This is a genomic window from Streptomyces sp. 12E (assembly GCF_055633275.1).
On the sequence record NZ_JBVNCJ010000001.1, the window covers coordinates 6,961,210 to 6,984,142 of the forward strand.

Annotated in this window: 21 protein-coding genes and 1 pseudogene; 15 read left to right on the forward strand and 7 right to left on the reverse strand. The window is 74.0% G+C overall.

Going from position 1 to position 22,933, the window contains the following annotated elements; all coding sequences use genetic code 11:
• Window positions 1-52: 52 nt before the first annotated feature.
• The gene (locus tag ACZ8ZB_RS32010; protein WP_470741065.1) at window positions 53-1,246 is read left to right on the forward strand and encodes an L-dopachrome tautomerase-related protein; all 1,194 of its coding nucleotides are present in this window, start codon (window positions 53-55) and stop codon (window positions 1,244-1,246) included.
• Window positions 1,247-1,357: 111 nt separating this feature from the next.
• Here ACZ8ZB_RS32010 and ACZ8ZB_RS32015 read toward each other — a convergent pair whose 3' ends face one another.
• Together ACZ8ZB_RS32015 and ACZ8ZB_RS32020 are read right to left on the reverse strand one after the other, a co-directional pair.
• Window positions 1,358-2,377 carry an alcohol dehydrogenase catalytic domain-containing protein gene (locus tag ACZ8ZB_RS32015; RefSeq protein ID WP_470741066.1) on the reverse strand — a complete coding sequence of 340 codons (1,020 nt, stop codon included), beginning with the start codon at window positions 2,375-2,377 and terminating at the stop codon, window positions 1,358-1,360.
• Between the two features lie 49 nt (window positions 2,378-2,426).
• Complete coding sequence (locus tag ACZ8ZB_RS32020) at window positions 2,427-2,747, reverse strand: MoaF-related domain-containing protein (protein ID WP_470741067.1); 321 nt, start codon at window positions 2,745-2,747, stop codon at window positions 2,427-2,429.
• A gap of 290 nt (window positions 2,748-3,037) precedes the next feature.
• Between ACZ8ZB_RS32020 and ACZ8ZB_RS32025 the strand changes: the two genes are divergently transcribed.
• Genes ACZ8ZB_RS32025 through ACZ8ZB_RS32050 form a run of 6 tightly spaced genes read left to right on the forward strand, consistent with a single transcriptional unit; the run spans window position 3,038 to window position 6,729 of the window.
• A complete protein-coding gene (locus tag ACZ8ZB_RS32025) occupies window positions 3,038-3,373 on the forward strand; it encodes a nitrile hydratase (RefSeq protein WP_359338844.1) in 336 nt (111 codons plus the stop codon).
• Window positions 3,370-3,681: an SH3-like domain-containing protein gene (locus tag ACZ8ZB_RS32030; protein ID WP_190205773.1), complete on the forward strand. Its 312-nt coding sequence runs from the start codon at window positions 3,370-3,372 to the stop codon at window positions 3,679-3,681. The genes ACZ8ZB_RS32025 and ACZ8ZB_RS32030 overlap by 4 nt, the downstream gene beginning before the upstream one ends.
• Before the next feature lie 5 nt (window positions 3,682-3,686).
• On the forward strand, window positions 3,687-4,352 hold the full coding sequence (nthA, locus tag ACZ8ZB_RS32035) for a nitrile hydratase subunit alpha (RefSeq protein WP_470741068.1): 666 nt from the start codon (window positions 3,687-3,689) through the stop codon (window positions 4,350-4,352).
• Window positions 4,349-5,224 carry an MIP/aquaporin family protein gene (locus tag ACZ8ZB_RS32040; protein WP_470741069.1) on the forward strand — a complete coding sequence of 292 codons (876 nt, stop codon included), beginning with the start codon at window positions 4,349-4,351 and terminating at the stop codon, window positions 5,222-5,224. The genes nthA and ACZ8ZB_RS32040 overlap by 4 nt, the downstream gene beginning before the upstream one ends.
• Before the next feature lie 4 nt (window positions 5,225-5,228).
• Window positions 5,229-5,654: a hypothetical protein gene (locus ACZ8ZB_RS32045; RefSeq protein WP_470741070.1), complete on the forward strand. Its 426-nt coding sequence runs from the start codon at window positions 5,229-5,231 to the stop codon at window positions 5,652-5,654.
• A complete protein-coding gene (locus ACZ8ZB_RS32050; protein WP_106411667.1) occupies window positions 5,641-6,729 on the forward strand; it encodes a HoxN/HupN/NixA family nickel/cobalt transporter in 1,089 nt (362 codons plus the stop codon). The genes ACZ8ZB_RS32045 and ACZ8ZB_RS32050 overlap by 14 nt, the downstream gene beginning before the upstream one ends.
• A gap of 21 nt (window positions 6,730-6,750) precedes the next feature.
• Here ACZ8ZB_RS32050 and ACZ8ZB_RS32055 read toward each other — a convergent pair whose 3' ends face one another.
• Together ACZ8ZB_RS32055 and ACZ8ZB_RS32060 are read right to left on the reverse strand one after the other, a co-directional pair.
• Entirely contained in the window at window positions 6,751-7,764 is a 1,014-nt protein-coding gene (locus ACZ8ZB_RS32055) for an aldo/keto reductase (protein ID WP_470741071.1), read from the reverse strand.
• Window positions 7,765-7,850: 86 nt separating this feature from the next.
• Window positions 7,851-9,290 (reverse strand): aldehyde dehydrogenase, encoded by a 1,440-nt coding sequence (locus tag ACZ8ZB_RS32060; protein ID WP_470741072.1) that lies wholly within the window; start codon window positions 9,288-9,290, stop codon window positions 7,851-7,853.
• Window positions 9,291-9,354: 64 nt separating this feature from the next.
• On the opposite strand from ACZ8ZB_RS32060, the gene ACZ8ZB_RS32065 reads away from it, so the two are divergent.
• The 3 genes and pseudogenes from ACZ8ZB_RS32065 to ACZ8ZB_RS32075 all read left to right on the forward strand — a co-directional run bounded on the left by ACZ8ZB_RS32065 (window position 9,355) and on the right by ACZ8ZB_RS32075 (window position 10,971).
• Window positions 9,355-10,029 carry a TetR/AcrR family transcriptional regulator gene (locus ACZ8ZB_RS32065; RefSeq protein ID WP_470741073.1) on the forward strand — a complete coding sequence of 225 codons (675 nt, stop codon included), beginning with the start codon at window positions 9,355-9,357 and terminating at the stop codon, window positions 10,027-10,029.
• 229 nt (window positions 10,030-10,258) lie between these two features.
• Window positions 10,259-10,813, forward strand: a pseudogene (locus ACZ8ZB_RS32070) (class I SAM-dependent methyltransferase); the annotation flags it as partial.
• Complete coding sequence (locus ACZ8ZB_RS32075) at window positions 10,810-10,971, forward strand: hypothetical protein (RefSeq protein ID WP_470741074.1); 162 nt, start codon at window positions 10,810-10,812, stop codon at window positions 10,969-10,971. The pseudogene ACZ8ZB_RS32070 and the gene ACZ8ZB_RS32075, both read left to right, overlap by 4 nt.
• Window positions 10,972-11,160: 189 nt before the next feature.
• Here the strand turns inward: ACZ8ZB_RS32075 and ACZ8ZB_RS32080 are convergent, their stop codons facing one another.
• The 3 genes from ACZ8ZB_RS32080 to ACZ8ZB_RS32090 form a co-directional block, all read right to left on the reverse strand.
• A complete protein-coding gene (locus ACZ8ZB_RS32080; protein ID WP_470741075.1) occupies window positions 11,161-13,767 on the reverse strand; it encodes an AAA family ATPase in 2,607 nt (868 codons plus the stop codon).
• Window positions 13,764-16,598: a helix-turn-helix transcriptional regulator gene (locus ACZ8ZB_RS32085; protein ID WP_470741076.1), complete on the reverse strand. Its 2,835-nt coding sequence runs from the start codon at window positions 16,596-16,598 to the stop codon at window positions 13,764-13,766. The genes ACZ8ZB_RS32080 and ACZ8ZB_RS32085 overlap by 4 nt, the downstream gene beginning before the upstream one ends.
• A gap of 201 nt (window positions 16,599-16,799) precedes the next feature.
• Complete coding sequence (locus tag ACZ8ZB_RS32090) at window positions 16,800-19,517, reverse strand: ATP-binding protein (RefSeq protein ID WP_470741077.1); 2,718 nt, start codon at window positions 19,515-19,517, stop codon at window positions 16,800-16,802.
• Between the two features lie 301 nt (window positions 19,518-19,818).
• On the opposite strand from ACZ8ZB_RS32090, the gene ACZ8ZB_RS32095 reads away from it, so the two are divergent.
• The 5 genes from ACZ8ZB_RS32095 (at window position 19,819) to ACZ8ZB_RS32115 (ending at window position 22,933) form a co-directional block, all read left to right on the forward strand.
• Window positions 19,819-20,100 (forward strand): WhiB family transcriptional regulator, encoded by a 282-nt coding sequence (locus ACZ8ZB_RS32095; protein WP_437004263.1) that lies wholly within the window; start codon window positions 19,819-19,821, stop codon window positions 20,098-20,100.
• Window positions 20,101-20,232: 132 nt separating this feature from the next.
• Complete coding sequence (locus ACZ8ZB_RS32100; RefSeq protein WP_470741078.1) at window positions 20,233-20,682, forward strand: SsgA family sporulation/cell division regulator; 450 nt, start codon at window positions 20,233-20,235, stop codon at window positions 20,680-20,682.
• Window positions 20,683-20,795: 113 nt separating this feature from the next.
• Complete coding sequence (locus ACZ8ZB_RS32105; protein ID WP_470741079.1) at window positions 20,796-21,635, forward strand: alpha/beta fold hydrolase; 840 nt, start codon at window positions 20,796-20,798, stop codon at window positions 21,633-21,635.
• 71 nt (window positions 21,636-21,706) lie between these two features.
• Window positions 21,707-22,369, forward strand: a complete 663-nt coding sequence (locus ACZ8ZB_RS32110) for an NAD(P)H-binding protein (RefSeq protein ID WP_470741080.1) — start codon at window positions 21,707-21,709, stop codon at window positions 22,367-22,369.
• Between the two features lie 162 nt (window positions 22,370-22,531).
• On the forward strand, window positions 22,532-22,933 hold the full coding sequence (locus tag ACZ8ZB_RS32115; protein WP_470741081.1) for a GlcG/HbpS family heme-binding protein: 402 nt from the start codon (window positions 22,532-22,534) through the stop codon (window positions 22,931-22,933).

Here is a 22,933-nt window from a genome sequence, read left to right on the forward strand (position 1 = left end):
CACCTCACGACCTCCGCGGTCACGAGGGCGACGAGAAACACTGGAGTCACCCATGTCCATACCCTCCCCCACCTCGCACACCGGCCCGGGCCGCAGGGCGGTTCTCGGCCTGTCCCTCGTGGTCGGAGGGGCCCTGGCGGTCGGCGCCGCACCGGCCGCGGCCCGCCCCGGCACGGGCGGCGGCCGCCACCAGCCCCGGCTGGAGACGGTCGCGACCTTCGACGGCGCGATGCCCACCGGGGTCACGGTGTCCCGCTCGGGCCGGATCTTCGTCAACTTCCCGCGCTGGGGCGACGACGTCCCGTTCTCCGTGGCCGAAATCCGGGACGGCAAGGCCGTTGCCTACCCCGACCGAGCCGTCAACCGGCCGGACACCTCGCGCCCAGAACGGCACTTCCTCGGCGTGCAGAGCGTGGTCGTCGACGCCGCCGAACGGCTGTGGGTCGTGGACACCGGCCGCATCGAGTGGGCCGACGCACCCTACGGTGGGCCGAAGCTGGTCGCCATCGACCTCGCCACCAACCGGGTGGTCCGCACCATCCTGCTGCCCCGATCCGTCGCCGGTCCGCGCAGCTTCATCAACGACGTCCGCTTCGACCTGAGCCGCGGCTACGCCTACCTCACCGACGCCACCCCGGATGGCCCCAACGGCCTGATCGTCGTCCACCTGGCGAGCGGCACCTCCTGGCGGTGCCTGGACGACGCGCCGTCCACCCGGCCGGTGCCCGGGTTCGTCCCCGTGGTCGAGGGCCGCCCGCTGACGAACAGCCCGGACGCCACCACACCGGCCACGCCCGTGAACATCGGCGCGGACGGCATCGCGCTCAGCCCCGACGGTGAGTGGCTGTACTACTGCCCGCTCTCCAGCCGCCGCCTGTACGCGGTGCGGACCAGGGACCTGATCCGCGCGCGGTCGGACCACGGCGCGTCCTCCGTCCCCGTCCGCGATCTGGGCGCCAAGGGCATGTCCGACGGTCTGGAGACCGACCGGGCCGGCCGCGTCTACGGCGGGGACCTGGAGAACAACGCCATCGTCCGCCGTGAACTCGACGGCACCTACCGCACCCTGATCCGTGACGAGCGCCTGGTGTGGCCCGACACCCTGTCCGTCGGCTATGACCGGCACCTCTACGTCGTCGCCAACCAGCTCAACCGCCAGGCCGCCTACAACGGCGGCGTGGACCTGCGGGTCAAGCCGTACGCGCTGTACCGCTTCCCCATCGGCAGCGGACCCGCCCGCCGCTGACCCGGCGGCACGACGACCCGGCAGCACGACGACCTGGCAGCATGACGACCGGCGGCCGTACCGGGCACCCCCAGGTGCCCGGTACGGCCGCCGGTCGCGTGTGTCCCGTGCTCAGGCGCCGGTGATGAGCACCATGCGGAAACGGGCCCGGTTGTCCATCATGCGCGCGTACGCCTCGGCCGCCCGTTCCAGCGGCATCTCCTCGACATGCGGCCTGACCCCGGTCAGCGCGGCGAACCGCAGGGTGTCCTCGATGTCGGCCGCGGTGCCGCTGGGCAGGCCGGAGATTCTCTTCGACAGGTCGATCAGCTGCAGCGGGCCGATCCGCATCGGTTCCGGGTCGACGCCCAGGACGACCAGTTCACCGTCCGGCCCCAGACCGTCGACGGCCGCCGACATCGTCTCCGAGTTGCCCGCCGTGGCGAGCACCGCGCGCACCCCGCCGAGCGCCTGCAGGGCGGGGCTCATCTCCTGGGCCGTGGAGTCGATGTAGTGGTGCGCGCCCAGCTCCTCGGCGAGCGCCCGCTTCTCCGCGCCCCGCGCGATGACCACCGTCTCGAACCCCATCCGGACCGCGAACTGCACACCCAGGTGCCCCAGTCCGCCCAGCCCGAGGATCGCCACCAGGTCGCCCGGCCCCGCGCCCGAGCGGCGCAGGGCGTTGAAGGTGGTCACCCCCGCGCAGGCCAGGGGAGCCGCGTCCACCGCGCTGATCCCGTCCGGAATCCGGGCCAGGGCGTTGGCGGGGACGTTCAGGGCTTCGCCGTAGCCGCCCGGGTAGGCCCAGCCGGGGACCTTGAGTTCGGTGCAGTGGATGAAGTCGCCCCGGCGGCAGGGCACGCAGTGGCCGCAGTGGCCACCGAACCAGCCTACGGCGACCCGGTCACCGACCTGCCAGCCGGTCGCGTACGCGCCGACGGCGTCGATCCGGCCGGCTATCTCGTGGCCCGGGGTCACCGGGTGGGCCAGGCCGGGCACCAGCCCCTCGACCATCAGCGAATCGGTGTGGCACACCCCGCACGCCTCGACGGTGACACGTACGTCGAAGGGGCCGGGGTCGGGGAGGTCGCGCCGGCCGGTGCGCAGGGCACCGGCCGGCTGGTCCACCAGGACCGCGCGGACGGATGACATGACAGGAACCTCCTGCTGGTTGATGACGGGGGAAGCTGCGGTACGGCCTTCAGACCAGGACCTCGATGGTTCCGGTCAGGGCGAGCGGGGTGCCGTCCGGCAGAGTGATGCGAGAGTGGACCCGGCCGCGTTCGAAGTCCTCCAGGTGCGTGATGGTGGCACCGGACTCCTCCTTCCACGAGGTCAGGAACACCTCGGGACGGATCTCCGCGGAGGTGATGTCCACGGTCTCCGTGTGGCCGTTCGGTACCAGATCCCCGCCCTCGACGACGGTGAAGGTCATCCGCCCGCCGGCCTGGAACCGCATCTCCAGGGTGAGCCGTCCCAGATCGACGAAGATGTGCCGGCCGGCCACCTGATCCTGTGTCATGACATGCCTTTCCGTAAGGACCCGAGTGGGTCCCCGCCAGGATCACGCGGTCCGGCGGCGGGACCATCCGTCACCCGACGTACGGCCTCGCGGGCCGGTGTCCGCGCCCCCGGCCGGACACCACCGGGCAGGCGGCGGCGGGCGGTCCGGGGACGGCGCAACGGCACACCTCTCCCACTCACACATGTCTCGTCCGGGATCGGTAGTCGTTTGACGGATGCCCGGCAACACCCCTCGCCCGCAAGCTATTCCCGGCAAACACGATAGAACCCACCCGTCAAGGAGGAGCAGTGGCCACCAAACGCGACATGATCGTGCGCCCCGCACACGATCTGGGCGGGCTGCCGGCCGGACCGGTCGTCCCGTCCGACCACGAGATGACGCCCTTCGAGAAGAGCTGCCACGCGCTGCTCAACGTCCTCGCCGCGCACAAGCTCGTCAACACCGAGGAGAAGCGCCGGGGAGTGGAGGACCTCGGGGCCGAGATCATCGGCGAACTCACCTACTACGAGCGGTGGGCCGTCTCCGCGTCCAAGGTGCTGATCGAGAAGGGCGTCATCACCTCGGAGGAACTGGGCGCCAGGATGAACGAGATCCGGGACCGGCTCACGGAGGCCGCCGCATGAGCACCCGCTTCGTGCCGGACCAGAGGGTCCGCATCGCCGATCGCGACGCTCCGGGCCATGTCCGCACCCCGGTCTACGTCCGCGGCAAGGAGGGCCGGATCGAGCGCGTCCTGCCCCGCTTCCTCAACCCCGAGCGGGAGGCGTACGGCGTCAACGAGGGCGGCGAGGTCCGCCTGTACCGGGTCCGCATCGAGCAGTCGGCGCTCTGGCCCGACTACGACGGGCCGGCGGACGACGTCCTGGAACTGGAGATCTACGAGCACTGGCTGGAGCAGGTCGACGACCGCTCCGGCGCGGAAGGACGATGACGTCGATGACGAACGCCCACGAGACCGGCATCGTCGACCACGGCGACCACACGCACGGCGCCCCGGACCCGCACGCCCCCATCGAGACGGCCGCCGAGGAACCCGACTACTTCGACGTCCTGCACCAGGCCATCCGCGAACTCCTCGTCGACAAGGGCCTGATCACCGCGGACGAGGTACGCGCCATGGTCGAGAAGCTCGACGCGCACCGGCCCGCCCTCGGCTCCGCCCTGGTCGCCCGCGCCTGGACCGACCCCGACTTCAAGGAACGCCTGCTCGCCGACGGCACCGCCGCCATCGAGGAGTTCGGCATCGACAACTACGACGGCACCCGGCTGATCGTGCTGGAGCAGACACCCGAGGTGCACAACCTCGTGGTGTGCACCCTCTGCTCGTGTTACCCGCGTCCCGTGCTCGGTCTGCCCCCGGACTGGTACAAGAGCCGCCCCTACCGGGCCCGCGCCGTCCGCGAACCGCGTTCGTTGCTGCGGGAGTTCGGCACGGACGTGCCCCAGGACGTGACCATCCGCGTCCACGACAGCAACGCCAACATGCGCTACCTGGTCCTGCCGATGCGCCCCGCCGGGACCGAGGGCCTGGGCGAGGAGGAACTCGCCGCCCTCGTCACCCGGGACACGATGATCGGCGTCACCACGCCCAGGCTGCCGTGACCGGGTTCCGCCGGCGGCCGGACGACCCCACGGCGGCGGACACCCACGGCCCGCCCGCCTCGCCCGCCGCGCGGTGGGTGGTCCGGGGCCGGCCGCTGTCCTCGTACCTCGCGGAGGCGCTGGGCTCGGCCTGGCTCGTGCTGGCGGCGCTCACCGCGGTCTCCCTCACCATGCGGGCCGACGGCGCCTACCTCTCCTCGTGGCCGCTCCTGCCGCGCCTGGCCGTCGTCGGCGTCTCGGTGGGCGGCGCGGTGGCGGTGTTCGCCCTCACCCCGCCCGGCAAGGAGTCCGGCGCCCACCTCAACCCGGCGATCACCCTCTTCATGGCCCTTCGCGGCGCTCTCGGCGTCGCCGACCTGATCGCCTACGGCGTCTTCCAGTTGACCGGTTCCGTCCTCGGGGTGCTGCTTGCCCGGACGCTCTGGGGAGAGCGGGTCACCGAGGTGCGCTACGGGCTGATCCAGCCCGGCACTGGCTGGGACGGCCCCGTCGCGGTGGTCCTTGGTGAACTCCTCAGCACCGCCGTCCTGCTGTGGGTCCTGGCCGCCATGACCAGCCGGCCCCGGCCGCGCTCCACACCCTGGGTGCTCGGCGCCGTCGTCGCGGCGCTGATCACGTCCACCGGCTCCCGAACCGGGGCCAGCTTCAACCCGGTGCGCAACTTCGGCCCACACGTCGTCTCGGGCGACTACCACCTGTTCTGGGCCTACATGCTGGCGCCCCTGGCCGGAGCCGCAGTGGCCGCCTCCGTACCGACCCTCCTGGGCGCCCCCCGGGCCTGGACCCACCGGGTTTGCTGCGCCCACGACATCCACCGCTACCACCTGCGCCCGCCGCGCTCGCGGCACCGCGTTCCCACTTCCTCCCGGTGATCCCATGCCCCACACCCTTAACAGCCCCGCGACTGCCGTCCCCGACCACACCGACGAAACCCTGCGCCGGCAGGCGCGCCACATCGTCACCACCCTCGACCTCCACGACGTGGAACTGGCACCCGACCTCGTCCACGCCCTGCTGCGCGCGGGCTTCGGCATCCAGGCCGACACCCCGACCGGAGGCGCCCTGACAGGAGGAGTGGAGATCCGCTCCTGCCCCGAGCACTACGGGCCGGGGTCACTCCTCATCAGCTGGGCCCCGCACGAGGCGGCGTACACTCCGCTGGACCCGCGCGTCACCCACGTCGAGGGCCTCATGACGTGTGCGCTGCTGGACATCATGCGGGCCTTGGGCTTCCGGGCCAAGCGGTTGGGCGCCTCCTACTCGGTCCAGGTCCAGCCCTGGGGGTCCCGTGCCACGGACTGAGACGGCCACCCGGTCCGCCCGGACGCCCACGACCCACCGGAGCACAATCCTGCTGGTCTCCGCGATCGTCGCCGTCACCGTCGCCGCCTTCGCCGCGCTGGCCGGCGCCGTGTCCGGGCACCGCTTCTCCGTCGGCGCCCAAGTCTTCGGCACTGGCCTCGGCCTGACGGCGTACATGCTCGGCGTCCGGCACGCCTTCGACGCCGACCACATCGCGGCCATCGACAACACCACCCGCCGGTTCCTGGCCGAGGGGCGGCCCTCGGCCCACCTCGGCTTCTGGTTCGCCCTGGGCCACTCCTCGGTGGTCGTGCTGCTCAGCCTGCTGACCGCCCTGGGGGCCCGCATGGCCTCCCGGCTGACCGACGACTCCTCCGCCGCCCACCAGGTCCTGGGCGTGCTCGGCACGTCCGTGTCCACGGCCTTCCTGTTGCTGCTGGGCGTCCTCAACCTGCTGGCCCTGCGCCGCATAGCGGCCCTGTACCGGTCCGCGCGCCGGGGCGAGCACGACGAGGCGCGCCTGGACGAGGTACTGGACGACCGGGGACTGCTCTCGCGCCTGCTGCGCCGGCTGACCGCGTCGACCACGCGTCCCTGGCACCTGTTCCCGCTCGGCCTGCTCTTCGGCCTGGGCTTCGACACGGCCACCGAAGTGTCCCTGCTCGTCATGTCCGGCGCGGGTGCCGCCTCCGGCGTCCCCTGGTGGGCGCTGATGCTCCTCCCGCTCCTGTTCACCTGCGGGATGACGCTCTTCGACACCCTCGACGGCGCCTTCATGTCGGCCGCGTACCGGTGGGCGTTCGTCCACCCGCTGCGCCGCATCCACTACAACCTCACCACCACCGGCCTCTCAGCCGCCGCGGCCCTCCTGGTCGCCGCCGTGAACCTGGTGACGCTGCTGGCCGACGGCGTCCCCGCCCTAGGCCGGGCCCTGCCCTGGCTGGTTGGCATCGACCTCAACACCGTCGGCTACCTGATCGGCGCCCTCTTCCTCACGGCCTGGCTCAGTTCCTTCCTGCACTGGAAGGCCGTCGGTGGACGAGCGCTGGCCCCGTCGCCGGACCCGGAGGCGTGAGCCGGCGCCCGCCGAGTGGACCTACCGCCCGGACACGGGCAGTTCGCCGTACTGGCCGCCGCGCACGCGCCCCGGCGCGAACAGCGCGCCGAGCGCGGCGACCTCGCCAGCCTCCAGGGTGACGTCCGCCGCCGCGGCGTTCTCCCGCAGGAACTCCGCCCGTTTCGTGCCCGGGACCGGTACGACGGCGTACGGCTGGGCCAGCAGCCAGGCCAGGGCGACCTGTCCGGGGGTGACCTCCCGCTCTCGGGCGAACTGCTTCAGTCCGTCCACCAGCCGCAGGTTGTGCGGCAGGTTGCCGGGCGAGAACTTCGGCAGGGTGCTGCGGAAGTCGTCGCCGTCCAGGCGGGTGCCGGGACCGACCCGGCCGGTCAGCGCGGCCCGGCCGAGCGGGCTGTACGGCACCAGTGCGATGCCCAGTTTCCGGCAGAGCGGAAGGATTTCGTCCTCCACCCCCCTCTCCCACAGGGAGTACTCGCTCTGCAGGGCGGAGATGGGTGCGGTACGGGCCGCCCGGCGCAGCTCGTCGGGGCCGGCGTTGCTCAGCCCGAGCGCCGTGACCTTTCCCTCCGCGACCAGTTCGGCCATGGCGCCGACGGTCTCCTCGACTGGGACGGCCGGGTCGAGCCGGTGGTAGTAGTACAGGTCGATGTGGTCGGTGCCGAGCCGGCGCAGGCTGGCTTCGCAGGCCGAGCGGACGTACGCGGGGGTGCCGTCGTAGACCACCCGGCCGTCGCCCGAGGGCCGTGCGCCGAACTTGGTGGCGATCACGGCCAGGTCCCGGCGGCCCCGGAGCGCCTCGCCGAGCAGTGTCTCGTTGTGGCCGAACCCGTTGGTGTCCGCCGCCGCACCGACGGCACCGTAGACGTCGGCGGTGTCGAGGAGGTTCACGCCCAAGTCGAGGGCGAGCCGCACGGTGGCGATCGATCCCGCGCGGTCGGCGGGTCCGTAGAACTGGGACATGCCCATGCAGCCGAGGCCGATGGGGCCGACGCGCAGGCCGCCGGCGCCGAGGGTGACGTGTGAGGTGTGCACGGTGTTGCTCCCGTCTGCCGCGGCGGAGCCGGGCGTGCCCGATCGGGCACGCCCGGCTCCGCCGCGCTGTGTGTATGGGGGACCGGTCAGACGGAGATCGTCTTGTACTCGATGTATTGGGTCAGCCCGGCCGTGCCGAACTCCCGGCCGATGCCGCTGTCCTTGAACCCGCCGAAGGGGCCGTCGAGGGAGGGCGGCGCTCCGTTGACGGAGAAGGTGCCGGTGCGGATGCGCCGGGCGATGGCCAGGGCCCGTGCCGCGTCGGCCGTCCAGACCCCGCCGCCGAGACCGTACGGGGAGTCGTTGGCGATGCGAACGGCGTCCTCGTCGTCCTCGAACGGGATGACCACGAGGACCGGGCCGAAGATTTCCTCCTGGGCGATGCGCATGGAGTTGTCGACGTTGGCGAAGAGGGTCGGGGTGACGTAGTAGCCGCCCTCCAGACCGGCCGGTACCTCGGGGCCACCGGTGACCAGCCGGGCGCCCTCGCGGATGCCGGTCTCGATGTAGGACCGGACGCGCTCCTGCTGGTCGGCCCGGACCATCGGCCCGATGAAGGTGTCCGGGTCGGCCGGGTCGCCGACGGTCAGCGACTCGACCAGTTCCTTCAGCCGGGCCACCGCCTCGTCGTAGCGGCTGCGGTGCACCAGGATCCGGGTGTGCGCGACGCAGGCCTCGCCGTTGTTCGCGAAGGAGAGGAACTTCAGCCCTTCCGCCATCGCGTCGAGGTCGGCGTCCTCCAGGACGATGGCGGCGGACTTGCCGCCGAGTTCGAGGCTGACCCGCTTGAGCTGCCGTCCGGCGATCGCCGCGATGGTGCGTCCGGCGCCCGTGGATCCGGTGAAGGCGATCTTGTCGATGCCGGGGTGGGAGATGAGGTACTCACTGGTGCGGCGGTCGGCCGGCAGGATGCTGACCACGCCCTCCGGCACACCCGCCGCGCTGAAGATCTCCCCCAGCAGCAGGGTGACCAGCGCGTTCTCCGGTGAGGTCTTCAGCACCACGGTGCAGCCCGCCAGCAGTGCGGGGACGAGCTTGGTGAGCGCCGACTGGTGCGGGGCGTTCCAAGGGATGACGGCCGCGACCACGCCCACCGGTTCGCGGTGCACCAGGGTGCGGGCCGTGCTGCCCTCGGTCCGCGGCAGCTCCTCCTCCCACGGCAGGGCCGCGGCGGCCCGCAGATAGGCGTCGGTCTGCTCGGGCAGTGCGGCGGCGGTCCAGCCGGTGAACCAGCGGGCGCTGCCGTTCTCCGCGGTGGTGAGGTCGGCTATCTCCTCGGCGCGCTCGGCGTACAGGGCGTTGAAACGGGCGATGACCTCCTGCCGGGCGGCCGGGGCCAGCCGGGGCCAGGGTCCGTGGTCGAAGGCCTCGCGGGCGGTGGCCACGGCGAGGTCCACGTCGGGTTCGGTGGCCTCGGCGGCCCGGCCGACCAGGGACCGGTCGTGCGGGGAGCGGACCTCCAACAGTTCCTTCTTGGCGGGCTCGGTCCAGCGACCGCCGATGTACAGCTTCTCGTAATCGGTCATGCCGAAAACTTAAGGCAACAGCGTTCTCTAAGTCAAGAGAACGCTGTTCTGTTAATCTGGGGCCATGGACAAGCTGCCTCCTCACGTACGACGCGCCCGCAGGCCGGAGCACAAGGAACTGCGGCTTGCCTCGATCGTCGACGCGGCGCGCTCGCTGGCCCTGGAGAAGGGCGTTCGCGAGGTGACACTCACCGACATCGCCGGCCGGGCCGGCATCAACAAGTCCGCGGTACTGCGTTACGTCGAGACCCGCGAGGAGATCTACCTGCGCCTGACCGCCGAGTGCTGGACCCGGTGGGCCGCCGCGCTGGCGGACGCGCTCGGCGGGCGCACCGACGGCACCCCCGACGAACTGGCCGCGACCCTCGCCCGTACGGTCGTGGAGCAGCCCCTGCTCTGCGACCTCCTGGCCCACGCCCCGCTCCACCTGGAACGGCATGTCTCGGCCGACGCGGTCCTGACCTACAAGCTGGCCGCCCTCGGCGCCCTGGACGACATGGCGGACACCGGCTCCGCCTTCCAGCCGGTCCTGGACCAGGCCGCCACCCGGGACCTCGTCAGCACGGTCAGCCTGCTCGCCGGCTCCCTCTGGCAGATCTCCACCCCGCCAGAGGCCCTCGCCCGGCTGTACGCCGAGGAGCCACGTCTCGCCCACGCGGTGGTCGACTTCCTGCCCCGCCTCACGCAGGCCGCCCGCACCATGGCCGCCGGCCTGGCCGCCCGCGCCGGCCTCGGCTGAACCCGCCGGCGTCCGCTCCCGCGCCGGGCCCGTCCACACGCGTTCCATCGACGTTCCACACAGCCGCGGCACAGTGGTGCCCCGGACGACGGGACACCCACCGGACGACAGATGTGCGAGGGACGCCGTGCACTCGGATGCTTCCAACGACTCGGCCCAGAGTCTCTACCGCGCGATCGGCGCGCACTACGACGCGATGACCTAGGTCCAGGACTACACGAGGTGGGCCCGGCTCTACCGCGACCTCCTGGAGAAGCACGGCGTGCCCGGCCGCCGACTGCTCGACGTGGGGTGCGGGACGGGCAGGTCCGCTCTCGAACTGGCCCGGCTGGGCTTCACCGTCACCGGGGTCGACCTGTTGCCGGAGATGATCGGGGCCGCGCGGCACAAGGACGGCGCCGACCAGGTGGTCTTCGTGACGGCCGACGCCCGTTCGCTGCCCGCGCTCGGCACCTTCGACGCGGTCGTCACCATGGGCGAACCGCTGGCCTACCTGCCCGGTGAGGAAGAACTGGCGCGGGTCTTCCCGGGCGTACGGCGCTCCCTGCGGACCGGTGGCCTGTTCCTGTCAGACCTGCCGACCGCGGGGTTCCAGGACCGCGCGGCGGCACGGCCCATCGACGAGACGGACGCGATGGTGGTCCTCACGCGAGGCCGGTCCGCCGACCCGGCCGAGCACACGACCGAGCGGACCGTGGACCTCCTCACGGCCACCGGCGGGCGGACACGTGGTCCCGCGTCCAGGAGCGGGCCCGGCTTCACTGGTTCACGCCGCAGCGGGTGACGGAACTGCTCACACTGCTCACCGCCCACGGTTTCGCCGTGGAGCACATCTACGGCCTGTACGACGGAGAGCTGACGGAACAGGCCGACCGGGAGCTGCACCGCAAGTACTTCGTGCTGGCCCGCGCACTTCCCCAGGCGGGACACGCGGACGCGTGACGGACACCTGCCGAGGGCACGTCGATCCGGAAGGAGGTGACCGCACATGACGCTTCCCGACTGGAAGGAGTAGTCACCGCGACGGCCTGACCCCGGCCCTGGAGCCGAGGACACGTCAGGTGGTCGGTGACCCGCCGGCGGCGGACCGACCCGGTCCGCCGCCGGCCCGCGTGTGCGCCGAGGTCCGGGTCAGATCCCCAGCACTGCCGGGAGCTGCTTGCGGGACGTCACCCCGGCTTTCGCGAACACGCGCGACAGGTGACTGGCGACCGTCCGGTGGGTCAGCCCGAGCTGCCACCCGATGCCCTGGTTGCTCAGCCCCTGCGCGGCCAGCCAGGCGACCTCCGCCTCACGCGGCGTCAGCCCCAACCCGGCCGCGCCCCGCCGCGGGCCCCCCGCCGTCGCGTCCCCGGCGGCCAGCAGCTCGGAATCGGCCCGCCGCACCCACACCGCCGCACCGGCCGACGCGAAGGCGTCACGGGCTCGCTGCAACTGGTCCCGCGCCTCCAGCACCCGCCGCCGTCGCCGCAGCCACTCCCCGAACGCCAGCCGCGTACGGGCCCGTTCGTACCGCAGCGCACCGGTTCCCGGTACGGCCAGCGCCCGGGTGAAGTGCTTTTCGGGCGCGTCGCCCTCGCCGAGCAGCGCCAGCGACCGGGCCAGCAGATGCTCCAGCGGAGCCGACCGCAGCGACCGGTTGACCTCGGCCGCCCACCGCACCCGGTCCCGTACGGCGTCCCCCCTGCGGGAGGCGACCGCGGCGGCGACCAGATCGCCCAGCGCCCAGGCGGCCACCACCGGGTGCCGCGCGTCACCGCCGGGGTCGGACAGCATCCGCAGCTCCTCGTAGGCGTCCTCCGGCCGGCCGTGCGCGAGCGCCATCGAGCCCCTCGCCCAGCGGGCCCTGGACGCTAGCAGGGGAAGACCGCGGGGCAGCGCGAAGGCCAGTATGCCGTCGGTGAGCGCCGCATGCCCTTTCTCCGCGCCCTCCCACGCCCGCACCTGCGCCACACCGCACCGGAAGACGGCGGCGGCGTGTGGATCGTCCGCCGCTCGGCTCCAGCGCTCGCCGGTGTCGCCGTCCCGCAGCACACCCTCCCGGTCACCGAGGTGCAGCCGGGCGAGCTGGCGGTGGGCCAGGACAGCCCGGGCGGTACCGAAGAACCCGGGGCCGGTGAGCGAGTCCAGCACGGCCCCGCCCAGGCGTTCGGCGGCGAGCGGGTCGTCCAGCGCCGTCGCCACCGAGACCAGCGCGGCGTCACGGAGCGGTTCCAGCGGGAACCGCCCCCGCGCGAGCGCGGCACCTGCCGTCGCCAGCAGAGCCCTGCCCCGGTCGGCGTGGGCTGTCCGGTCGGTCCAGCACAGCGCGGACAGCAGGACGGGGCACCGGTCGGTGAGCGGGTCCGACGGCCGGGCGTCAGACGCGCGCGGGGCGGACGGGCCGCCGCGGGCGGGTCCGGCGGCCGACGGCGGGAACGGCGGCCAGGGCAGGGTTGGTTCACCGGCGGTCCCCGGCGAGCCGAGCGCGGCGACAGCCGCGGCGGTCTCGGGGCACCGGCCGGCGGAGAGGGCGGTGATACGGGCCACGAGCCGCCGCACTTCCCCCGTCTGGTCTCGTACCTGGGCCGCCCAGGCGGCCCGGACCAGTCCGCGGGCCCGGTTCGCGGACCGCGGACTCAGGTCGGCGGCCAGTTCGTGCGCCGCGGCGGCCTCGGGAAGATCCTCGGGCACACTGCCCTCCAGCTCGCGGGCCGTGGCCTCGTCCGGGGCGGTGTAGGCGAGGGCCCGGTGCAGCGCTCGCTGGTACGCGCCCGGTTCGTCCCGTCCGGCCAGCGCCAGGTGCGCACGCCGCCGCCGGGCCCGGGACGCCTCCCAGTACACCGCGGAGCGCAGCAGCGGATGGCCGAAGCGGACCGTTCCGGACTCCGTCAGGAGCAGGCCACGAGCCTCGGCCGCGTCCAGGGCGCGGCCTGCCGGGTCCACGGCGCGGGCGGCCTCCCGCAGCAACTCCGGCCGACCGGTGTCCGCCACGGCGGCCAGCAGCAGGACGTCCCGCACGGGTTCCGGCACGCCGGCCAGCAGGCTGGTCACCCGCGTGTGCAGGGCGTCGCCGAGCGGGAGCCGCGGGGCGAGCAGCGCCTCGGCCTGTGGGGCGGCGGAGGCGAGCAGTTCGGTGACGGAGACCAGTCCGGCCGGATTGCCCCCGGTCTCCCGGAGCACCCGGCGCGCCAGCAGGGGCGGCACGTCCGGGCCGTACCGGCGCAGCAGCCGCTCGGCGTCGGTTCCGGCGAGCGGGCCGAGGACCAGGTCCGGCGCGGGCCCGGACACATGCCGCGCGTCCCCGTGCGGCACCGGGCGGCTCGCCATGAGCAGCGCCGTGCCGGCGGTCCCGCGGCAGGCCGTGAGCAGGGCATCGAGCGAGGGACCGTCGAACCACTGCGCGTCGTCCAGGACCACCAGCAGGGGCCGCCCGGCGCGGGTGTGCCGGCCGAGCGCCTCGGCGGCGACGCTCCTCGCGTCCGGACCGCAGGCCGGGACCGGTAGGAGCTGGGTGAGGCCGGCACCGAGCAGCCCGGCCTCGCTGCGGTGTCCCTGGAGGGGGACGACGGTTTGGCCCCGGGCCTCGGCAGCGCGCCGGACCTCCCGGAGCAGCGCGGACTTGCCGCTGCCCAGCTCGCCGTGGACCGTGAGGACGCCGCCCGACTCACCCGGCCGCTCCAGGAACGCCCCGATCGCGGCGAGTTCCGCACCGCGGCCGAACAAGGGGTGCGGCACCGCCGCGTCGTCCGGCGTCACAGAGTGTCACCGCCGCCGAGCAGGGCGTCCTGGAGTTCCCGGCGCGAGCTGATGCCCAGTCGGGGGAAGACCTTGTACAGGTGTGAGGCGACCGTTCGCGGCGATACCAGCAGCCGCTCCGCGATCTCCCGGTTGGACAGGCCGGAGGCCGCCATGCGGACGATGCGCCGCTCGTGTGCCGACAGCGCCTGGCCCGCCGCGGTGGCGGTCCGCGCCGTGCCCGGCGGGGGAGCCCCGATGGCCCGCAGTTCGGTGCGGGCCCGGTCCTGCCAGGGCGCCGCCCCGAGCCGGCCGAAGGTCTCGTAGGCGGTGCGCAGGCGGGTGCGTGCCGCCGCGGGGTGCCGCCGGCGGCGCAGCCACCTGCCGTGGTCCAGGGCCAGTAGCGCGCGGTCGAACGGGCGGGCCGACGCCGTCGCCGCGTCCTCGGCCAGGCCGAACAGCTCGGCGGTGTCGGGCTCGTCGGTGTACGCGGCCAGCAGCGCCCGGCCGTGCCGTACCAGCAGGGTCGTACCGTCGGAGAAGCGCGTCAGCCCGGCCCGCTGCGCGCGCGCCTGGTGCGTGCGGGCCGCCTCGGGGTCGTTCCGCAGCAGGGCACCGCGCACGAGGACGGCATGGGCCTGCCGGGTGACCGCGTCCCGGCACGGATCGGCGTCGGCCGGCCAGTCGGCACCGTCCGCCGGCTCCGTGTCATCGGCCTGGGCCAGCAGGAGCGCGGCGTACGCGGCCAGGCCCGCGTGGTGGGCCGAGCGGCGGTCACGGGCCCATCGCCGGACCTCCCGCGCCAGCTCCCACGCCTCCTCCCGGCGTCCCTGGTACGCGCAGACCAGCAACAGCTGGGACTTCAGGGCGATGGCATGCCGGTCGGGCAGGCCGGCACCGCCCTCGGCCGACCACCGCGTCACCAGGTCGCGCAGTTCCTCCCAGCGCCCTTCGGCGGTCAGGAGTTCGGCCCGCAGCTCCCGGCAGTGAGGGAGGTGTCCGCGCTCGGTGCCCGACCGTTGCAGGGCGGCGGACAGCAGCCGGCCGCTCGACGCCGGGTCATCGACCTGCCACGCGGCGTCCGCGAGCCAGGTCAGCTCCCGGGGCCCGGCGCCGGGTGTCCGCAGGGCCCGCTCGGCCGCGCCGGCGAGCCCCTCCCGGATCTCCTGTGCCCGGGACACCGGGTCCAACCGGGCGGTCACGGCGATGCGCAGGGCATCGCCGGCGTCATCCGGCAGCGCGTCCAGCGCCGTCCTGGCAGGGGCGGGGTCGTGGGTGAGGGACGTCAGGGCCGACAGCTGGAACGCGGCCCGGTCCCGCGCGTCGGCGCCGGCGACCGGTCCCGCCTCCAGCGCGGCGGAGAGGTCGCGGAAGCTGTCGTCCGCGTGGAAGGCGGCGTCGAACAGCGCGGCGGCCCGGACGGCGCGCACTGCCTGCGCCGTGGTCCCGACCGGGCGGGCGCCCGGTCCCCGGGTCAGGGTCAGCGCCAGCCGCGGCCGGCCGTCGCACAGGGCGGCGGACGCTGCGGCCGCGTGCAGGCGGGAGCGCTCCCAAGAAGCCGGGCTGAGGTCACCGGCCATCCGGAACGCCCTGATCGCCGTGGACCAGCGCCGGCCCGCCACGGCCGCGTGGCCGAGCGCCTCCAGCCGGGCCGCGTCCTCGTGGTGCGGTCCGGCCTCGCCGGGGTCCGGTGGCGCCTCGTCGGGCGTGGTCGGGCCGTCGGGGCGGGGGCCGGCCGGTCCGCCGCCGAGCCGGGTCAGGGCCAGCTCGGCCCACGCGCGGCCCGCCCGCCGCCGCACGGCGGCCGGCGCGGTGGCGTGGGCCAGGCACCGGTGGACCCGGCGGACGAAGCGGGGCGTCCGGTCCGAGGAGACGAGCCCTGCCTCCTCGGCCGGGACGAGGGCGTCGAGGTCGTGCCCGAGTGTGCCGGCCAGCCACGCGACGTCCCCGGCCTCGGCGTCCTCCTCCAGGAGGGCCAGCGCGGCCAGCAGGGCACGGGTGCCGTCGGGCAGCGCGCGGAACCGCCGGCCGAGGCAGCGCTCCAGGGCCGCTCCCGGCAGCAGGGGGTCCGGCAGTGCCGCCCGGCCCGCCCGCTGGTCGGGGGTGAGCGCCGTGGGCAGGTCCACCAGGGCACGCGGGTTGCCCTCCGCCACGGCGAGGACGGCGGCCACGGTGTCGGCGGCCAGCCGCGGGTGACGGCCCGCCAGCACCTCCCGGGCGGCCTCCTCACCGAGCGCGGGCAGCGACAGCTCGGCCGCGCCCCAGTCCGCGGACGGGACCGGGCCCTGCCCGTCGGAAGCGGCCAGCAGCAGCACCCGGGTCCCGTCGAGCCGGCGGGCCACGAACGCCAGGGCCCTGGCGGAGGCGGGGTCGAGCCACTGCCAGTCGTCCACGGTGAGCAGCACGGGACGCCGCTGAGCGGCGGCGGCCAGCGTCCGCCACAACGCCGAGCAGACGGACGTCTCGTCACCGCCGCCGGCATGCCTGCGCAGCGCGTCGGGTAGCGCCGCGCGGACCGAGCCCGGCAAGGCGCCGGACGCGGCGGACAGCGGGACCGTCAGCGAGCGGAGCGCGGAGTACGCCGACGTACCGCCCTCGGCGCGGGGGGCAACCCGCAGCACCTGCCCACCGGCGTCGGCGGCGGCCCCGGCCGCCCAGCGCAGCAGCGTGCTCCTGCCGCTGCCGCCCTCGCCTCGGACGGCCAGTGCCGTGCCGTGCCGGTCACCGGCGCCGGCCAGGGCCGCGCGTACCGCTGTGAGCACGTGGTCCCGGCCGCGCGGGTGTTCCGCCGTCCGCAGCGCGACCTCGCGGACGGGACGCGGCGCACTGCCGGCGCATACGACTGGCCTCATGTCAGCCTCCTCGGGAACGAGACGATTGTCCGCCCGATCCCGCACGCGTGGTCACACGTGTGTCGTGCGCGGCCCGCCGTGGGCCGACGGACGCATGGGACGGAACGTGTCCCAACCTAGGAAAGGAGGCTGAAAAGCGCCCTAGGTAATTCGACCGTGATTCGCCTTGCCCCCGAAGGACCCGCCCCGGAGCGGGCTCGGTCAGTCGGGTGTGCCCGCGAGGGCGGCCGGGAGCTGCGCCCGCCGGTTGATCTGCAACTTGGCGTAGGCGCTGTACAGGTGTGCCCCGACGGTGCGGTGCGAGAGGTACAACTGGTCGGCTATCTGCTTGTTCGAGTACCCCTCGGCGGCCAGCCGGGCGACGTGCAGTTCCTGGGCGGTGAGCACCGCGTCGGCGGCGACGGCGCGCGGCGACCGGGTCGGCCGGACGCTGCCGGCGGCACCCAGCTCCCGTGCCGTCCGCCGGGCGAGTGGCGTCGTGTGGTGCGACTCGAAGACGTGCAGGGCCGCGGCAAGGTGGCCACGGGCCTCCGTGATGTGGCGTTCGCGCCGCAGCCACTCACCGAAGAACAACCGGGTCCTGGCGAGGTCCAGGACCGCGGAGGTGCGCTCGCCGTGCGCTATGGCCCGCTCGAAGTGGTCGCGCGCCCCGCCGTCGGGTGACAACAGCGCCCGGGTCCGTTCGACCAGCATCGCGAGGTGGTCGGAGCCGCCGGACGCGAGGGCGGCCGTTGCCATGCCGAGCCAGCCGTCCAGGGCCTCCGGACGCCCCGCCCGTACGGCCGCGTCGGCCAGACTACCGCCCGCCCACAGGCCGATGGGCGGGTGCTCCACGCTGCGCAGCAGGTGGACGACCGCGTCCTCGGGGCGGCCCTCGTTCGCCGCCAGCTCGGCCGAGGCCCAGGAGGCGATGGCGGCGACCCTGGCGAAGGGGGCGGGCCCGGACAGCTCCGCGGAGGTCGCGAGGGCGGTGGCCGCGAGAGCGTCCTCACCGCGCCACGCGCGCGCGAGGGCGATGCTCGCCGCACAGATCGCCCCGACGACCGACAGACCGAGGTCACCGCTGAGCCGCAGGGCCTGCTCGCAGTCGGCGAGGCCGGCGGCGACCGCCTGGGCGTTCATGCGTACCGTGCCGCGCCCGGCCAGGGCCACCGTCTCGTCGCTCGTCCGTGCCGACCGGTGGAACAGGTCGACCTCGGCGCTCCACACGCGTTCGGCGCCTTCGAGGTCGTGGGCGTCCTCGAAGGCGAACGCGAGACAGTTCATCAGCGTCGCGTCGGTCTCGCGCACCTGCGGCCGCAGCACCGACAGCGCCTCCTCCACGGAGGGCAGCCGGTCGGCCGAGCCGACCAGGGCCAGCGCGATGCTCCGCAGCAGCCGCTGCCGCTCGGTGCTGGCGATGCCGGGGCGTCGCAGCTCCTCGGTGACCACCGCCGTGACCTCGGCGGAGAGGTCCTGCCGGGTATAGCCGCGTACCGCTGCCCAGGTGAGGACCTCGACCCGGTCGTCCGGGTCGCTCAGGGCCCGTGACAGTGCGACCAGCTCGTCACCGCCCCGGTCCGGGAGCGTCGTACTGGTGCTGGCGAGCATCCACTCGGTGCGGGCGAGCTGCATGACCGACGCCTCGTCCTCGGCGGGCGGCCTCGCCTCGGCGAGCAGGGCGACGGCCTCGGCCGTGGCACCCGCCTGCCGCGCGGCCTCCGCCGCCATCACCGTGCGCCGGGCCCGTTCCCTCGGCACCGGCGTCAGCGTGACCGCGCGCCGCCAGGCGGCGGCCGCCTCGGTCCGCGCACCGCGCCGCCCGGTCGCCACGGCGAGCCGCTCCAGCTCGGCGGCGACGTTCTCATTCCAGCCGGTGACCGCCGCGGCCCGGTGCTGGACGGCACGCGCCGGATCGACGACGACCGCCGCCAGCTCGGTGTGCACCCGGGAGCGCATGTCGGAGTCGGCGTTGTCGTACACCGCCGAGCCCACCAGTGGGTGGCGGAACCGGAAGGAGCCGTCGCTGAGCGTGATCAGCCCGAACTTCTCGGCCGGCGCGAAGTCGCTCTGCTCCAGGCCCAGGCCGCGGGCCGCGGTCAGCACTTCGTGGCTGCTGGAGTCCTGCCCCGCGGCGGCGACGAGGAGCGCTCGCCGCGTGGCCGGCGGGAGCAGGGCGACCTCCGCGAGGAACGAGTCCTCCAGGCGTTTGCCCATCGGTACCCGGCCGCGCTCGGCGCTCGGCGCGCCGTCGAGGTGGGACGGGCTGGCCGACCACTCGGTCAGGGCGAGCGGGTTGCCCATCGCCCGCTCGACCAGCCGCTGCCGCTGCGGCTCCGTCAGCGCGGGCGCGTGCTGGGCGAGCAGCCGCAAGGAGTCCTCCCGGCCGAGCGGGGCCAGCGGCACCTGGTGCCGGAAGCGGGGACTGCGGTCGGGGTAGATGCGATCGGCGCGACTGGTGGCCAGCAGCAGCGCCGGCATGACGCTCATGCGGGCGGCGAGGAAGGTGACGATGTCGGCCGTGGACACGTCGAGCCAGTGCAGATCCTCGACCAGCACCACGAGGGGTCCGTGCGCCGCCGCCTCCTCCAGCAGCCCGAACGCGGCGAGCCCCGTGACCAGCCGGTCGGCCGGCTCCCCTTCGGCGCCGAAGGCCACGTTCAGGGCGGTCCGCTGACGCGGTGACAGGGCGTCCACGCGGTCGAGGAGGGGCAGCAGCAGTTCGTGCAGTCCCTCGTAGCCCACCGTGCCGGTGCCGCGGACCCCGTGGCAGGAGAGCACCTGGAAGCCCGACGCGGACGCGGTGTCGACGACCGCGGAGACGAGACTGCTCTTGCCGATCCCCGCTTCGCCGTACACCAGGGCCGAGGACCCGTGCCCTTCGCGTGCCGCCTCGAGGAGAGCGGACAGCCGCTCGACTTGCGATTCGCGCCCGATCACGTACACGTACCTACTCTTCGGAGCTTCTGGATGTGCAGTGGCCTGTGGCCACTCACCATCAGTACTGCCGCGCCGGGCAGGCTCGCATCCTACCTCTTTGCACATGTATGGCCAGAGGAGACGGGGTAGCCGCCGGCGGTCGTCGTGCGCCCGACACCTGACACCCGTGGGTCACGGGGCAGTCGGACGACCGATGCCGACCCGGCCCCCGCACCGCACAGTGGGCCCGCACAGGATCGTATTCCGGCGTCCGAGGAGGACGGATGATGACCACCATGGCACGGCTCGCGCGGCGGCTGCCGTGAGGAGCGCGCTCGCGCGACCGATCTGGGAGGAGGCGCTGTGCCGCACCGTGGACCCGGAGCTGTTCTTCCCGGTGGGTGAGGCGGGATCCGCGGCCGTCCAGACCGCGCAGGCAAAGCGCATCTGCGGACGGTGCCCGCTGACCCGGGCCTGCCGGGAGTGGGCGCTGAGCGAAGGGGAGGACAGCGGTGTCTGGGGAGGTCTCAGCGAGCAGGAGCGCCGGGTCATGCGCCGTGCCGCCGCGCGGCGGAGGTACCGCCGGTCCGCCCGTGCAGCCTGATTCCGGGCTTCCACTTTTTTTCCACTGCGCTCAGGGACACTCTCGTGGGCCGATGGCTCACCGAGTTGCGGCACCCCGGGCAGGCTGTCCCGGCAGACGGGGTTCCGATGAGTAGCGCAAAGGAACGGACCTATGAGTCAGCAGTCGTGGGCACGCGGCACCGAGGGGGCCGGCCCCCTGACGCTCGACGTCACCCTCCACAACCTGTTCGCGCCGGCGGCGAACGCCTCGGTGTCCTGCCGGTTCACCTTCGACCCGGCGGCCCCCTTCTCCGTGCGGCTCGACCTCATGACGCCGTCGGCACCGCGGATCTCCTGGGTCGTCGGGCGCGAGCTGCTGATGCAGGGGACCGAAGGGCTCAGCGGCGAGGCGGACGTCAAGATCTGGCCCTCCCGGCGGCACGACGACACGCCGTTCCTGTACCTGCGCCTGGAGCGGACCGACGCCTCGGCCGCGTTCATGACCGAGCTGGCTCCGATCCGGGCGTGGCTGGAGCGGACGTACGACCTCGTACCCAGAGGCGGCGAGAGCCGGCTGGTCGACTGGGACGCGCTGGCCTGCGGCCTGCTGCCGCCCCGCTGACGCGGTCGCTGGGGACACCGGCGCGGACGGTCTACGGTCAAATGCCCGATGGCCGCCGCAGCCGGCAACGGCACACTCGGAGCCGTCGCGCCCCCCCATGATGAGGATCCGAGATGTATGTCGACGCCCCGAACCAGGTGATCGAAGCCGCGAGCGGTGTGCGGTACGCCTACCGCCGCACCGGCGCGGCCGGTCCCCCGTCGCCGCCGCTGCTCCTGCTCCAGCACTACCGGGGCACACTCGACGGCTGGGACCCGGCGCTCATCGACGCGCTGGCCGCCGAACGCGACGTCATCACCCTGGACAACGCCGGGGTGGGACTCAGCACCGGACAGGCGTGCCGCACTGTGCGCGACCTGGCCCGGGACACCCTCGCCTTCATGGACGCCCTCGGCCTGAGGCAGGCGGACGTCCTCGGCTACTCCATGGGGGGCTTCACCGCACAGGAGGTGGCGCTGCTGCGCCCGTCCGCGGTCCGCCGGCTGGTCCTCGCGGCCACCGCACCACGCGGGGGCCCCGGCATCGAGGGATACCCCGAGGACATCATGGCCCACACCGGCGTCGACCGACTCAACATCCAGGACTACCTGTACGCGTTCTTCAACCACACCGAGACGAGCCAGCGCAGCGGCCTGGGCTTCGTCGGCCGGTACATCGAGCGTGAGGAGGACCGGGACCTGCCGGTTCCGCCGGAGGTCCGGGCGGCGCAGTACGAGGCGGTGGTCGAATGGGGCGTCCCCGACCCCGCCGCCCTGGAGCGGCTCTCGGCGGTCACCCACCCCACGTTCGTGGCCGGTGGCGACAACGACCGCGTGATCCCGTCGAGCGCGGCCCATCTGCTGGGCGGACTGCTGCCCCGGGCCCGGGTGAAGGTCTACCCGGACTCGGGCCACGGGTTTCTCTTCCAGCACCACGAGGAGTTCGCGCGGGACGTACGGGACTTCCTGCGCTGAGCGGCGCGCACACCGGCACACGGGCACACCGACATCGGACGTCGGACGCCACAGACGAAAGGACAGAGGACATGCGGGTGGTCATCGCGGGCGGGCACGGGCAGGTGGCCCTGCGGCTGGAACGGCTCCTGGCGGAGCGCGGCGACACGGTGGTGGGGCTGGTACGCCGTCCCGAGCAGACGGGCGACCTGCGGGCGGCCGGCGCGGAACCCGTGCTCTGCGACCTGGAGTCGGCGTCGGTGGCGGAGGTCGCGGCCCGTCTCCGCGACGCCGACGCAGTGGTCTTCGCCGCCGGCGCCGGGCCGGGCAGCGGAGCAGAACGCAAGGACACCGTCGACCGCGGGGCGGCTGTGCTCCTCGCCGACGCCGCGCTGGCCGCCGGCACTGGCCGCTTCCTGATGATCTCGGGGAAAGGGGTGGGCAGCAGCCCTCCGGCCGGCACCGACCCGGTGTTCGCCGCCTACCTGAGGGCCAAAGCGCAGGCCGACGACCACGTCCGGGCCCACGCGTCGCTGGGGTGGACGATCCTGCGGCCCGGACGCCTCACCGACGAGCCGGGCACCGGACACGTGACGCTGGGCCCCTCGACCCCCGAGGGCAGCGTGACCCGGGACGACGTGGCCGCCGTCCTGCTGGCGCTGCTCGACGAACCGCGCACCGCCGGCCTGACGCTGGACCTGGTCGCGGGTGGCACACCCGTGGCAGCCGCCGTCCGCACTGCGGCGGACGGCTGACCGCACCCTCCGGGCGCATGGTCACCGGGGCACACCGGGCAGTCATCCGACGGATACGTGTGTCCACGGCTCCGGGTCACACTGCATGCGCCGGCCGCCGTCCAGGGAGCAGCGCCGTGGACGGCGACCGGCGTCCCGCCCCGACCTCACCAGGAGCCACCAGTGATCACGTTGTCCGCCGCGGAACGGGCCGTCCAGGCCGGCAAGGACAAGGCCGCCGAACTGGGCGTCCCGTTCACCGTCACCGTCACCGTCGTCGACGCCGGAGCCCACCTGATCGCCGCCGCGCGGATGGACGGCGCGGCCCTCGCCGCCGTCGAGACCAGCCGGAGCAAGGCCCGTACGGCGGTGCTCTTCGCCCGCGCCACCCGTGACCTGGCGCCCGAAGTCCAGCCGGGGGCCCCGCTGTACGGCATCGAGGCGGGTACCCGGCACCCGCTCGCCTTCGTCGCGGGCGGCGTCCCGGTGGTCCAGGACGGAGTCGTCGTCGGTGCCATCGGGGTCGGCGGCGGCACACCGGACGAGGACCACAAGGTCGCCGCGGCCGCCCTGACCGTGCTGTGA

Excerpts from the sequence above, each read along its gene's own strand:
- ACZ8ZB_RS32010 (WP_470741065.1), top strand. The coding sequence starts at position 53 with ATGTCCATACCCTCCCCCACCTCGCACACCGGCCCGGGCCGCAGGGCG.
- ACZ8ZB_RS32015 (WP_470741066.1), bottom strand. The coding sequence starts at position 2,377 with ATGTCATCCGTCCGCGCGGTCCTGGTGGACCAGCCGGCCGGTGCCCTG.
- ACZ8ZB_RS32020 (WP_470741067.1), bottom strand. The coding sequence starts at position 2,747 with ATGACACAGGATCAGGTGGCCGGCCGGCACATCTTCGTCGATCTGGGA.
- ACZ8ZB_RS32030 (WP_190205773.1), top strand. The coding sequence starts at position 3,370 with ATGAGCACCCGCTTCGTGCCGGACCAGAGGGTCCGCATCGCCGATCGC.
- nthA (WP_470741068.1), top strand. The coding sequence starts at position 3,687 with ATGACGAACGCCCACGAGACCGGCATCGTCGACCACGGCGACCACACG.
- ACZ8ZB_RS32045 (WP_470741070.1), top strand. The coding sequence starts at position 5,229 with ATGCCCCACACCCTTAACAGCCCCGCGACTGCCGTCCCCGACCACACC.
- ACZ8ZB_RS32060 (WP_470741072.1), bottom strand. The coding sequence starts at position 9,290 with ATGACCGATTACGAGAAGCTGTACATCGGCGGTCGCTGGACCGAGCCC.
- ACZ8ZB_RS32065 (WP_470741073.1), top strand. The coding sequence starts at position 9,355 with ATGGACAAGCTGCCTCCTCACGTACGACGCGCCCGCAGGCCGGAGCAC.
- ACZ8ZB_RS32085 (WP_470741076.1), bottom strand. The coding sequence starts at position 16,598 with ATGAGGCCAGTCGTATGCGCCGGCAGTGCGCCGCGTCCCGTCCGCGAG.
- ACZ8ZB_RS32100 (WP_470741078.1), top strand. The coding sequence starts at position 20,233 with ATGAGTCAGCAGTCGTGGGCACGCGGCACCGAGGGGGCCGGCCCCCTG.
- ACZ8ZB_RS32105 (WP_470741079.1), top strand. The coding sequence starts at position 20,796 with ATGTATGTCGACGCCCCGAACCAGGTGATCGAAGCCGCGAGCGGTGTG.
- ACZ8ZB_RS32110 (WP_470741080.1), top strand. The coding sequence starts at position 21,707 with ATGCGGGTGGTCATCGCGGGCGGGCACGGGCAGGTGGCCCTGCGGCTG.